The 13,133-nt window shown below is 36.0% G+C and carries 12 protein-coding genes; 4 read left to right on the forward strand and 8 right to left on the reverse strand.

Annotated elements, in window-relative coordinates:
* Positions 1-188: 188 nt before the first annotated feature.
* From D1094_RS10210 to D1094_RS10220, 3 genes are all read right to left on the reverse strand, one after another.
* Positions 189-1,319: a DUF805 domain-containing protein gene (locus tag D1094_RS10210; protein WP_118960007.1), complete on the reverse strand. Its 1,131-nt coding sequence runs from the start codon at positions 1,317-1,319 to the stop codon at positions 189-191.
* An 82-nt stretch (positions 1,320-1,401) separates the two neighbouring features.
* Positions 1,402-1,701, reverse strand: coding sequence for a DUF3301 domain-containing protein (locus D1094_RS10215; RefSeq protein ID WP_118960008.1), 300 nt, complete (start codon positions 1,699-1,701; stop codon positions 1,402-1,404).
* Positions 1,702-1,731: 30 nt separating this feature from the next.
* Positions 1,732-2,769 carry a DUF3549 family protein gene (locus D1094_RS10220; RefSeq protein ID WP_118960009.1) on the reverse strand — a complete coding sequence of 346 codons (1,038 nt, stop codon included), beginning with the start codon at positions 2,767-2,769 and terminating at the stop codon, positions 1,732-1,734.
* Between the two features lie 571 nt (positions 2,770-3,340).
* On the opposite strand from D1094_RS10220, the gene D1094_RS10225 reads away from it, so the two are divergent.
* Positions 3,341-4,135 carry a tRNA pseudouridine(65) synthase TruC gene (locus D1094_RS10225; protein ID WP_404851478.1) on the forward strand — a complete coding sequence of 265 codons (795 nt, stop codon included), beginning with the start codon at positions 3,341-3,343 and terminating at the stop codon, positions 4,133-4,135.
* A gap of 102 nt (positions 4,136-4,237) precedes the next feature.
* Here the strand turns inward: D1094_RS10225 and D1094_RS10230 are convergent, their stop codons facing one another.
* The 5 genes from D1094_RS10230 to D1094_RS10250 form a co-directional block, all read right to left on the reverse strand.
* The gene (locus D1094_RS10230; protein WP_118960011.1) at positions 4,238-4,651 is read right to left on the reverse strand and encodes a hypothetical protein; all 414 of its coding nucleotides are present in this window, start codon (positions 4,649-4,651) and stop codon (positions 4,238-4,240) included.
* A gap of 387 nt (positions 4,652-5,038) precedes the next feature.
* Entirely contained in the window at positions 5,039-5,884 is an 846-nt protein-coding gene (dapD, locus tag D1094_RS10235; RefSeq protein ID WP_118960012.1) for a 2,3,4,5-tetrahydropyridine-2,6-dicarboxylate N-succinyltransferase, read from the reverse strand.
* 42 nt (positions 5,885-5,926) lie between these two features.
* Entirely contained in the window at positions 5,927-8,551 is a 2,625-nt protein-coding gene (gene glnD, locus D1094_RS10240) for a [protein-PII] uridylyltransferase (protein ID WP_259337903.1), read from the reverse strand.
* 72 nt (positions 8,552-8,623) lie between these two features.
* The gene (gene map / locus D1094_RS10245) at positions 8,624-9,415 is read right to left on the reverse strand and encodes a type I methionyl aminopeptidase (protein ID WP_118960014.1); all 792 of its coding nucleotides are present in this window, start codon (positions 9,413-9,415) and stop codon (positions 8,624-8,626) included.
* Positions 9,416-9,500: 85 nt separating this feature from the next.
* Positions 9,501-10,115 (reverse strand): hypothetical protein, encoded by a 615-nt coding sequence (locus D1094_RS10250; RefSeq protein ID WP_118960015.1) that lies wholly within the window; start codon positions 10,113-10,115, stop codon positions 9,501-9,503.
* Between the two features lie 374 nt (positions 10,116-10,489).
* On the opposite strand from D1094_RS10250, the gene rpsB reads away from it, so the two are divergent.
* The 3 genes from rpsB (at position 10,490) to pyrH (ending at position 13,126) form a co-directional block, all read left to right on the forward strand.
* Positions 10,490-11,218, forward strand: a complete 729-nt coding sequence (gene rpsB / locus D1094_RS10255; RefSeq protein WP_118960016.1) for a 30S ribosomal protein S2 — start codon at positions 10,490-10,492, stop codon at positions 11,216-11,218.
* A 130-nt stretch (positions 11,219-11,348) separates the two neighbouring features.
* A complete protein-coding gene (gene tsf, locus D1094_RS10260) occupies positions 11,349-12,185 on the forward strand; it encodes a translation elongation factor Ts (RefSeq protein WP_118960017.1) in 837 nt (278 codons plus the stop codon).
* A gap of 209 nt (positions 12,186-12,394) precedes the next feature.
* A complete protein-coding gene (gene pyrH / locus D1094_RS10265) occupies positions 12,395-13,126 on the forward strand; it encodes a UMP kinase (RefSeq protein WP_118960018.1) in 732 nt (243 codons plus the stop codon).
* Positions 13,127-13,133: the final 7 nt, after the last annotated feature.

Genomic DNA, 13,133 nt, shown 5'->3' on the forward strand with positions numbered 1-13,133 from the left:
TTAGGAAGATAATAAAATCTGAAACCAGTTTGGATTATTTAATAGGATGCATAGCATCCTATTTTTTTTATTTTCAGCACTTATTCTTCAGTTTTCTAAAATGCCTAGTTTACTAAAATACCAAAAGTTTAGTTTTAACATTTATTCAAAGCGAAATTTAAACGCTATTTAATTGGCATTGTTAAATATTAGTTAATGAAACTAGCATAGGCGTTATTTTTCCCAAGGGCAGCCTGACTTCCCTTTAAAGAGAACTTATAACCACACAGAGAAAAGCTACCTCTATCTGCCAATGCTTTCACTAACTCTTTTGAGTCAAGTGGAGAAAAGTATGCGTAATAATCAATAGAATTTTCAACAACTACCTTAATCGTTCTAATAGGTGCACCTTTATTAAAGCTAATGGTTTTACAACTATTATCACCTTCTGCGGTAGCCAATGCCCATAAAGTGCCATTACTTTCTTCATCAGCTTGCCAATGAACGGTGATGCCTTTAAACGTTGATTGGTACAAATTAAAGTTATCAGGCATAGCGAGAGGGTATTCTAATTCATTACTCGAAAAAAGCTGCTGTTTAGTCGTGTTAAGCGGTGTTGATTTATCTATTGCTAGTTGGTTACTAACTACTTCATCTGTGTTTGATAAAAGAAAACTATCTAGTAAGACATAAACAATGAAAACCAGAATAGAAATAAGCAAACCCTTTTGTAGGTTTTTATTTTGTAAAAATTTAATTCTGATTAATTCGCCAAGATCAAACTGATTGGTATTAGCGTCTTCATTTATATCGCCCAAACGTTCAGTTGAAGTATGAGTATGGATATCTATTGCTTGATGATGTTGTTCTGTAGTCCCCCCAGCTAAAGTGGGCTCTATTCGTTGACTGGCGCGGTGGCTATTAAATTGGGATTCTTTGTATGCTGACAAATCAACTGGACCAGCATAACCAAAGATATACTGTTTGCTTTTATGTTTGCTAGGGTAAGTGAGTAATAAAGCACATGGTAGGGCGGGTAATAATAGTAACCAAAAACTTAATGAATTATTCAATAATAAAATAATTATCCCAGAAATAAAAAATATTACCCCAGGGATGTATTGCCAGTTTGAGCTTAGTTTCGCGTCATTTAATCGTCTTATCGTACTCATTGTTAAGATGCTACTTGTTACTACAAGAATAACTAAGTTGACTGCGAAATGTTCGTTAAACATATTGGCTAATAATAAAAAGCTAATCAACGTACTAAAAGCGATAGCGGAAAACCTATTACGGTTATCTAAACCCTTTAAACACATGATAGATTGAAAAAACTGCACGAATACTCCAGTAATGATATTTCGTTATTGTTGATATAGTAATTTTCACTTTCACACAAATCAATGGTGAACTCTGCGGTATTTATATTTTATAAGCGGGTAATACGACTTTATCGAGCTTTAAATCGACTAAATAGAGTTCACCTTGACTTGATGACTCTCCATCGCCACTAAACTCGACATCAAAGATGCTTTTAAATATCAATCCATGTTTTTTTGTGAAAGTTAATCGTGTTGACTTTCTAGCTAAGGCGATAAATTGTAAACCGGAGTCTTTACAATAGTTACTCGCATGACGCCTACCTGCTTCAGAAACTTTTCTTAAATAAGCAAAGTACCAGCAGAATAAAAAAAACACTAATAAGTAATATATATTTTCCATAGGTTATGTGACTTTTTAATTTATAGATAATTACACTTGATTGAATAAGTTACCAATGGCTTGTGCTAACTCATTTGAACGACTTTCTGCTCTCATACATTGAAAAACGATAGGTCTAGTCGCTGGAATTGCAACAAGGTCTTTAAAAATACTATTAAATAATGGTGTATCTTTTATTAAGACTAAATGCTCAAAGAAAGCCATCAAGGTTTCAGTGTCTGACAAAGAGAGCCAACAACGTCCCGATAGCGTAATTAATAATTCGGCAGAGATAGTATCTTGTTGTAGCAATTCTGTTATTAACGTTTTAACTCGGATATGCCCACTGTTTGCAGAAAGTGCTCTTAGCAAATGTTGTGGAAATTGGTTGTTTTTGTTCGATGATTGCAGTGATGCTTTAAACTGTATAATTAATGCTTCAATTAAGCTTAAATCAAAAGTTTCATTTTCTAATGCGCCACACAACGGAAACAATACTTCTTCAGGTAAATATGGCAGTGCCCTTACTAGTATATCACTGTGATTTTTATGGCTTATTCTAGCGGCAAAATCTGTAATACCTTGAACACCAACTCCCTGCCAGTTTTGCCAGTTACTCTTTGTAGTCAAATACTCTATAAAGGGTGATAAGTACTCACTTGCCGTTTGTTTCAATTCTACTTTTATTTTGCTATTTAAACTGGCTAATTTATATTGAGCAGGCGTAAATAAATAGGGGTTGTTCTTTAATAACTCTTCTTGTTGCTCTGTTGGATCTTTTGTTAAATCTGAACCTAGTGCCTCAACGATTATCGCAATAAAATGATTTCTAGCACCTTGATTAAGCAACCTTCGCTCATCAAGCGGTAACTTTACTAACCATAAATAAGGCTCAGGAGATTTTTTTTGCCAAAATGCAATAGCAATAAAAGCATGCCCTTGAGATGGTGTTGGATAAGGTATTTGATTTAATTCAACCTTCTCAAAGAGTTCTTTGGATATCTTTTCAACTTTCCTTCCCATATCGAAAAGTCGATATTGTGAATCTGATAATTGTAATAGGTGAGATATAGTATCAATAGTAGTCATAAACGCTTTAGATGTTCTTCAAGAAAAATAATGGGGTAGATATTGTGCCAAGTTAACATTCTTTGTCTGCGGTATTATAGAGATAATAATGGCATTAACCTAGCAATAATTTAGTCAGGGTATGACAGTTACTAAAGAGCAACAAACCTTGGTTTTACGTGATAAATTAACCGAGCAATTAAAAGCAAAAAATTTATAGCAAGAAAAAACGCCTTCAACTGATGCATTGGCGAGTTCTGTATCTTTGGATTTAGACATATTAGCGTTTGACGTATTAGCTTTTTAGCAGTAGCTTCAATTTGTACTCATTGAGAAAATGAAAAACCTTATTTTGATAAATCAGCCTTTACCTTTTTAGATTTCATTAACGCCAACCGCCGAAGAAGTATTAAACGCTCGTTCATTAAAACTGAAGAATTATTGAGTATACTTTTTAAGATAGAAGGTTTACTGTCAGCCTAACTTCAACATTTACATCTGTGTAATCAAGTTTATGTCCTCAATTGAAAATAAAGAATTGACTGCTATACCTCATCAATGTGAGGGGTTAAGTAGTCAAGATGAAAAGCCCATATTAACTATTTTATATCAAGATGAATACCTTGTCGCCGTTGATAAACCCGCTGGTTTATTCGTCCATAGAAGTTTTATGGATAAAGAAGAAATCTACTTTGCTGTACAACTCGTTAGAGATCAAATAGGGCAGTACGTGTATCCTGTTCATCGCTTAGACCGACCAACATCTGGTGTTTTATTGTTTGCTTTAACAAAAGAAGTCGCACAACAGTTAAGTGACGCATTTGCTAATAAAGCTCAGGCATTGGCACTAGAGCAAAGTAAAGATCGTGAAAGTGATGAGCTATTAATGACGAAAACTTACTATGCGTTAATAAGAGGGCATTTAATTGTAAAAGAGGAGCAGGGCATAATAATTGATGAAGGGGTGATAGATCACCCCCTTAAAGAGAAACTTGATAAGCTGGGCGATAAATTTGTCAGTCAAAAAAAAGAAGCTCAGCAGGCTAAAAGCTACTATCGCGTTATTAAACAGGCAACATTGCCCGTCGCCGTTGGAAAATATGATTCAGTTAGGTATTCTTTAGTGCAACTTACACCAGTGACGGGGAGACGGCATCAATTGCGTCGACACTTAGCGCATCTACGCCATCCTATTATTGGCGATATAAATTATGGTGATAATAAACAAAACCCTTTTTTTATTGAGCATTTTGGTTTTAAAAGGCTGATGTTGATCGCAAAATCATTACAGTTTATGCACCCGATAACAGGGAAGGAAATTAACATTGAAGTTGATTTTGATGAGCAATGGCAATCAGTATTTAAACTACTTAATTGGCAGTTGTAGCTTTTAGTCGAAGGTAGTATTTCAATAGTTATAACTTTGGTGTTTAAACAAAACTTGATAAGCCATTAGACAATACGCGATTAGTTAATGAAGTTGAATTGATTAGTTAGGAGCTATGATATTAATTGCATTTGAATCTTGAGCAATAAGAACGGTATAAGGGGGTTCATTAGTACCGTTTGAATCTTGTTTAACGTCACCTTTAATTTGAATGCCTTGAGCTAATTGAACTGGTAAATATCTAGCTCTTTGTTTAGCAAAAGCGAGCATCATTTTTCTATCTTCTGTTATTGGTCTATTGAGTAACGATAGCATTAAGTGATGGTCAGAGGTATTTGATTTCTTATTGGTCTTGTGATTACTTAATGAAAAGCTGTTATGAGAAAATTGACTTTGATAATAGCCACTTTTGAGTTCTGTATTTACGTCAGTGTTTAGTGAATGTTTCGAGGTTGAGCCACAAGCACACACTAACGTACTAATTAAGATAACAACAACAGATTTTAATACTTTCATGACATGGCCTGATAATTATCGCTTATTAAAAATACTCAAGCGGATTAAATAATTATCTGTAAAGTGGCAAGTGTCGTGCCAAAGTATCATTTACAATGATCTTTAGTAAAAAGGTCTAAAATTACACACTGTAACGTTAAGTAAAATAGAGAAAAAATGAAAATATAAAAATTTTGTATTTACACGAGTTAACTTAGGTTAATGTCGTTTTCTCATCGAAATATTTAACTCATAGGGTGGAGTGTCAAAATTTCAGCGCGCCGATTTATGCTGTTTAACTCAATAAAAAAGCCAACCTTTAGTAAAAAGTTGACTTTAAATATAAAATAATAAAGTTACTCAAATGAATTTTATTCAATTGAAACGTTAAAAAAGCGTATCGTCGCCTTACTCATCATCTATAGAGCGAAGTAATTCATTAATCCCTACTTTAGCTCTTGTTTTTGCATCAACTTTTTTAACAATGATTGCAGCGTATAAACTATAGCTACCACATTTTGAAGGAAGGTTCCCCGGAACAACTACTGAACCAGCGGGTACTCTGCCGTAGTGTACTTCACCTGTTTCTCTATCAAAAATGCGAGTACTTTGACCGATATAAACTCCCATTGAAATAACAGAGCCTTCTTCTACCACCACACCCTCAACAATCTCAGAGCGCGCGCCAATAAAACAATTATCTTCAATAATTGTTGGGCCTGCTTGAAGGGGCTCTAAAACTCCACCAATGCCAACACCGCCAGATAAATGAACATTTTTACCTATTTGTGCGCATGAGCCAACTGTAGCCCAGCCATCAACCATACAGCCTTCGTCAACATAGGCTCCAATATTTACAAAGCTTGGCATTACCACGACATTTTTGCCTATGAAGCTGCCAGTACGAACACTTGCTCCAGGCACAACACGAACACCGTCAGCTTCAAACATTTCTTGATTATAGTCACTGTACTTCATCGGAACTTTGTCAAAGAATTTGCTTTCAGCGCCATCAATAACTTCGTTATCCCAAATTCTAAATGACAATAAAACGGCTTTTTTCAGCCATTGATGAACATGCCATTGACCGTCTATCTTTTCAGCAACTCTTGCTGAACCATCATTTAATGCGGCTAATGCGTCTAAAACAGCTTGCTTAATGTTATCACTTACGGTTTTAGGGCTAATGTTTGCTCTGTCTTCAAATGCTTTTTCTATGGTTGCTTGAAGAGGATGTTGCGCTAGTGTGCTCATAATCTATTCCTGTTGATACTGATAAAGTGCTAAGTGATATTTTTAATCTATTTCTTGTGTTAGCTTTTCAGCTAATGCTTCTTTTTCTTGCTGAGTTAATGCATTGCCATCAATTGTTGAAATGGTAAATACATCATCTGCTTTTTCACCAAAGGTCGTTATTTTGGCTGAATGTATATTTATTTTTTCACGCTGAAATATTTGGCCTATTTTTGACAGTAAACCTGGTCTATCTAATGCGATGATTTCGATCATAGTCCGACTTTTAGCATGCAGTTTTATGAAATTAACTTTACTCGGAACTCTAAATTCTTTTATGTGTTTTGAGGGAGAAATAATAGGCTGGTCAAACACTTCATCTTGGCTTAATCGTTCAGCGAGCGCTTTACATATTTCTTCAACATGATAATTTTCTTTTAATGGCTTACCTCTACCATCGAGAACAATGAAGGTATTTACTGTGTAACCTGTTTTCGTGGTGATAATTTTCGCGTCATGGATAGAAAGTTTTTTCATACCTAAAAAAGTCACTGTGCGGGCGAAGGTGTCACTTTTTTCTTTGGTGAAAATAAATACTTCTGTACCGCCACGGTAAGGTTTAGGACTAATAAGTACCAGAGGGTTACTTCTGTCATGGTCTATAATGTGTTGACTATGTCTGGCAATCTGCTCTGGTGCATAACGTAAAAAATAATCAACGCTAAATTCACCCCATAAACCTTTAACTTTTTCTTTATCTATCGATATTTCATTTAAAATATCTCGTGCCTGTTGTTGGTTTTCGCGAATTTTAGAACGAATTTCTACTGGTTTTTCTAAACCATGTCTAAAGGCACGTAAGGTATTGAAGTAAAGATCTTCAAGTAAATTGGCTTTCCAGCCATTCCATAGGCTTTCATTGGTTGCACGCATATCAGCCACGGTTAAGCAATATAGGTAATTTAAATGCGCTTCGTCTCGAACAATTTCGCCGAATGTTTTTATGACATTTTCATCAGAAATATCACGGCGTTGTGCAGTGACTGACATTAACAAATGATTTTCCACGAGCCATGATACCATGTTTGAATCGTGTTTATTTAAGCCATGAGCTAAACAAAAGTCGAGGGCATCTATTGCGCCAAGTTCGGCGTGATCGCCACCGCGCCCTTTGGCAATATCATGAAAGATACCTGCTAAATAAAGTACTTCAGGTTTACGTATTTTTTGAACGATTTTACTGCATAAAGGAAACTTATGGTTATGCTCTTTTAGGCTAAATTGATATAAGTTTTTAATGACTCTATAGCTATGTTCATCAACTGAATAAGCATGAAACAGGTCAAACTGCATTTGACCAACAATACTTCGCCATAATGGCAGATAAGAGCTTAAAATGCTGTGTTTATGCATTAAGTTAAATGCCAATCCTAAGCCTCTAGGGTGCCTAATAATCGCCATAAAAATACGACGACATTCAGCATAATCGATTAAACCAGAAATCAATCGTCGCCGAGCGTTTCTCATTAAACGTAAAGTGTGCGAGTGAATTCCTTTAGTGCTTGGCTCTTGAGCTATAATCAAAAACATTTCAATCATTTTTGCAGGGCGCATAAAAATACGATCGTTGCGCGTATTAATTAGCTTGTCTACTAGCTCAAAATCATCATTTATTATGGTGGTTGTTTTTTCTTCCGGTTTTGTAATGATGGCTTGTTCAAAGTGCTGTAATAGCATGGTGTTAAGTTCGGCAACTCGCGCTATAATTCTGAAGAAGCGCTTCATCATACGTTCAACAGGTGCTTTACCTTCATCACCAAAGCCCATCATTTTTGCTACATCAGTTTGATAGTCAAAAAGTAATCTATTTTCACTACGGTTAGCGACAAAATGCAAAGCAAAACGCATGCGCCACAAGTAATCTTGCGCTTCAAGCAATTCAAATAACTCATTTGGGTATAAGTAACCGTGTTCAACTAGCTCTTCAAGAGAGTCAGCTTGGAAATGTCTTTTGGCTACCCAAGCGATGGTTTGTACGTCACGTAGACCACCTGGGTTAGCTTTTAAATTAGGCTCTAATGTATAAGCTGCGCCACGATATTGTTGATGGCGCTTGTTTTGTTCTTGGTATTTAGCAATGAAGAATTTCTCTGAAGTCCAGAATACATCTTCATTGAGTAAAGGTAATAATTGCTGAGTTAATGAAACATTGCCGGCTACTTGCCTCATTTCCATCAAGTTTGTCGCAACCGTCACATCTTTAACCGCTTGCTTTAAGCATTCTTTAATTGAACGGACACTGTGGCCGATATCTAATTTTATATCCCACAATTGAGTAATAAAATTTGATATTTTGCTTTCAAGGCTAATATCAATATCATTTTGAGTTAATAATAAGATATCAACATCTGATTGCGGGTGTAACTCACCACGGCCATAACCACCTACCGCGACTAAGCTAATTTGGTATTCATCAAGGTGATGTTGGCACCAAAGTTTTTGTAATATAGCATCAACAAAAAAAGCTCTAGCAGCGAGTAAATCTCTAATATCATTATCAATAAAAGCGTCTTTTAGCCAAGTAGCAAACTCTGTCGATAACTCACATATCTCTCGACTCGATAATTGCGGTGATGTTATAGATAATTTGTCAAAAAAATGCTCAGGAACGATATTATGTGTAATCAAATTATTACCTTTAACGATTTAAGTTTTTACGAAATGAACATTTTGCTTGCTAGTAAAATTCTCGATAGTGTTTTAGCTATTGTTCAACACTTTAGCTATGGTCTCTTCTTGGCGCAGGGTTAAAATCTCACAGCCTGTTTTTGTCACTACTATAGTATGTTCCCATTGCGCTGACTTTTTACCGTCAATAGTATAAACCGTCCAATTATCTTCTTTATCTAAAATAGTATTCGCTCGACCTAAGTTAATCATAGGCTCAATGGTAAAACACATACCTTCTTTCATTTTTGTTTTATCATTGTTTTTATAATGAACAATTTGCGGTTCTTCGTGAAATTCTTTTCCAATACCATGGCCGCAGTATTCTTTTACGATAGAGTAACGCCCTGATTTTTTAATAAACTTCTGAATGGTTGCACCTATTTCCCCAAATGCTACACCAGGCTTTACTTTTTTAAGTGCTAAATAAAGTGCTTCTTGGGTAATGCGGCATAAACGTTTGTCTTCTGGTGTTACTTCGCCAACGAGAAACATTTTACTGGTATCACCATGATAACCATCTTTGATAACAGTAATGTCGATATTAATAATATCGCCATCTTCTAGCGGGATATCATTAGGTATGCCGTGACAAACAACGTGGTTTACAGAAGTACAGATTGATTTTGGAAAGTTATGATAATTGAGTGGTGCAGATATAGCTTGTTGCACTTTTTCTGTGTATTCAGCACACAGCGTGTTTAGTTCGTCTGTGGTTACACCAGCCTTAACATGTGGTGCAATCATTTCTAGTACGTCAGCGGCAAGTTTGCCAGCAATACGCATTTTCTCTATTTCTTCTTGGCTTTTAATTGTAATGGCCATTTTTTTCTCTATTTTGTAGGTATATCAATAAAAGCAGTATATATTTTTTATTGATTTGACGGTATGTAAAAAATGTATGGTTAAGTTAATCGCTTAATTTATCTATCTCAATTTTGATGGCGTCAACAATGGCATCAGGTTGCTGAAGATAATAATTATGATTTAATAAAACCAATTCATCATTGACCGCTAACAATAAAGCAGGAATTGCTTGTGTGGCAATGATTTCTTGTAACGATAATATTTCATGCACAATGGCTTCTGCATCTTTGCTTAATTTATCTTGTCTGAAAACCTTAGTTGGCGGCGATAATTTTAACTCTTCAATTATCTCTGAAAAAGAGTCAGCAGTGTCTAACTCGTTACCTTGTTCAAAATGCGCTTTTTGAATGGCGTTTAATAAAGCAAGAGATTGTTGAGGTGTTTTATTCTCAGCCCAAGCCATTAAGTTGGCACAACTAGTGGCATCTTTACTATTGCTAATATTGGCTAAGTAGCTTGAACTGAACGTCTTATCAGTTAAATTTTTAATTTCACGTAGCTGGTTCTCATCAATATAAGTTTCACCATCGTAGTAGGCGTTATGCCAAAGGTTGATGTTTACTTGAGGTAACTCACGACTAACCGCATTAATAAGTGGTGTTGTAACATAACTCCACGGACAGTGGGTGTCATAAATAAAGAATAATTCAGTGGACATTTTGTACCTTAGTTCTGATATCAGCTGTTAAAAGCCGTAAAATTAATAGAATTTCGAGATTGATAGAGCAATTTTAACGCGACTAAACAAATTATCCCACTATAATATTGATTTATTTCACTGGCTATAATTTGTTGCTTATGGTATAAAGTGCGCGCTAAATTTTAGCAACGTCAGTTTTTAATTGTTCGTGCACTATTTAGCCTAACTAAATCGATTAAATTGGCAAAAAGGCTAATTTAATTACTAATATAAACTCACATACATCTTTATAAGGTATACCGGGGTGCTCGGCTGAATTAGTCTATGACTGACAAGCCAGAAGAGTCGTGTATATTGGGTGTATGAACGCTTAACCCCTTAAAGGAAAAAACATGCCAAACGTTTCAATGCGCGATATGCTTAAAGCCGGTGTTCATTTCGGTCACAAAACCCGTTACTGGAATCCAAAAATGAAATCATACATTTTTGGTGCTCGCGATAAAGTTCATATCATTAACCTTGAACAAACTGTTCCTATGTTCAATGAAGCATTAGCTTTCTTAAACAATGTTTCATCGAAGAAAGGTAAAGTATTATTTGTAGGTACTAAACGTGCTGCAAGTGATGCAATCAGAGATGCGGCAATCAAAAGTGACCAATTCTACGTAAACCACCGTTGGTTAGGTGGTATGTTGACTAACTGGAAAACAGTTCGTCAATCTATCAAGCGTTTGAAAGATTTAGAAGCTCAAAGCTCTGACGGTACTTTTGAAGCATTAACGAAAAAAGAAGCATTAATGCGTACTCGTGAAATGGAAAAACTTGATAAAAGTTTAGGTGGAATTAAGAACATGGGTGGTTTACCTGATGCGCTTTTCATCATCGATGCTGATCACGAACACATTGCTATTAAAGAAGCTAACAACCTAGGTATCCCAGTAATTTCTGTTGTTGATACTAACTCAAGCCCAGACGGTGTTGATTACATCGTACCAGGTAACGATGATGCAATTCGTGCTGTTACCTTATACTGTGATTCAGCTGCTAATGCAGTAGTTGAAGGCCGTGAGCAAAACATCGTTGTTCAAGCTGAAAAAGACGGTTTTGTTGAAGCTGAATAAGCTGTAGACAATTACTGTTTTTTAAATTAGCCATAAAAGCGCTACACAAAAGTAAGCTTTTATGGCTCTTTATTAATACTTATTCCCATACTTTATTGATGGGGGTAATTGAAAATTGAGGAATTAACTCATGGCAATTACTGCTGCAATGGTTAAAGAACTTCGTGATCGCACAGCTGCGGGCATGATGGATTGTAAAAAAGCGTTACAAGAAGCTGACGGTGACATGGATCTTGCGATTGAAAATATGCGCAAAAACGGTCAAGCAAAAGCGGCTAAAAAAGCGGGTAATATCGCAGCTGAAGGTCAAATCATCATTAAAGATGGCGCTTTAGTTGAAGTTAACTGTCAAACTGACTTCGTAGCAAAAGATGACAACTTCTTAGCATTTGCTAACAAAGTTGCTGACGCTGCTGTTGCTGAAAAACTTTCTATCGAAGACTTACAAGCTAAGTTCGAAGAAGAGCGTATTGCATTAGTGACTAAAATTGGTGAAAACATCAACGTACGTCGTGTAGCTTATGTTGAAGGTACTACTTTAGCTTCTTACAAGCATGGTGCTACTATTGGTGTTGTTGTTGCGGGTGAAGGTGATGTAGAGTCACTTAAGCATATCGCAATGCACGTTGCTGCTAGCAAGCCAGAATTCTTAACTCCAGATGACGTTCCTGCTGATGTTGTTGCTAATGAAAAACGCATTCAAATCGAAATGGCAATGAACGAAGGTAAGCCTGCAGAAATCGCTGAGAAGATGGTTACAGGTCGTATGAAGAAGTTTACTGGTGAAGTATCTTTAACTGGTCAAGCTTTCATCATGGAACCTAAGAAAACTGTTGGTGAAGTATTAAAAGAGAAAGGCATCACTGTTTCTTCATTTGTTCGCTTAGAAGTAGGTGAAGGTATTGAGAAGAAAGAAGAAGACTTCGCTGCAGAAGTTGAAGCTCAAATTGCTGCTGCTAAATCTTAATTAACGCATTATCGTTAATGTAAAAACGCCTACTAAGTAGGCGTTTTTTTTATCTATAGTTTTTTAATCTGTAGATTAGCCATCATTTTTAAACTTTCTGCTTTCGATAGTTCGCTAAACGTATTAAAATAAGTGCGCCCTATTTGGGCTATTGCTTTTAAAATGAAAACTAGCCGTATAATAATCACCAATGAAGGAATGTTTCTCCTATGACCACCAATTTAAAACCAACTTACCGTCGCATTCTTCTTAAATTAAGTGGTGAAGCACTTATGGGCAATGAGGGCTTTGGCATTGACCCAAAAATTCTCGATCGTATGGCTCAAGAAATAAAAGAGCTTGTAGAAATGGGGATTCAGGTAGGCCTTGTTATTGGTGGCGGTAACTTATTTAGAGGTGCAGGTTTAGCTGATGCTGGTATGAACCGAGTTGTAGGTGACCAAATGGGTATGCTTGCAACCGTAATGAACGGGTTAGCAATGCGAGACGCACTTCATCGTGCCTTTGTAAATACTCGTTTGATGTCGGCGATTGATCTCGCTGGAGTTTGTGAAAGATATAACTGGGCTAATGCGATTAGCTTGTTAAAATCTGGACGTGTTGTTATTTTTTCAGCAGGTACAGGTAACCCATTTTTTACAACGGATTCAGCTGCTTGCTTAAGAGGCATTGAAATTGAAGCTGATGCGGTTTTAAAAGCAACAAAAGTTGATGGTATTTACTCTGAAGATCCAGTTAAAAACCCAAATGCTGAATTGTATTCAGAATTAAGTTACGATGAAGTGCTTGATAAAGAATTAAAAGTAATGGATTTAGCTGCATTTACATTGGCTAGAGACCACAGTATGCCAATTAAAGTCTTTAATATGAATAAACCTGGCGCATTAAAAACAGTTATTATGGGCGGCGATGAAGGCACAACTATTACTCACGCTCAGTAAAATATTA

The sequence above is a fragment of the Colwellia sp. RSH04 genome (assembly GCF_003545765.1).
In the GTDB taxonomy this organism is placed as follows: domain Bacteria; phylum Pseudomonadota; class Gammaproteobacteria; order Enterobacterales; family Alteromonadaceae; genus Colwellia.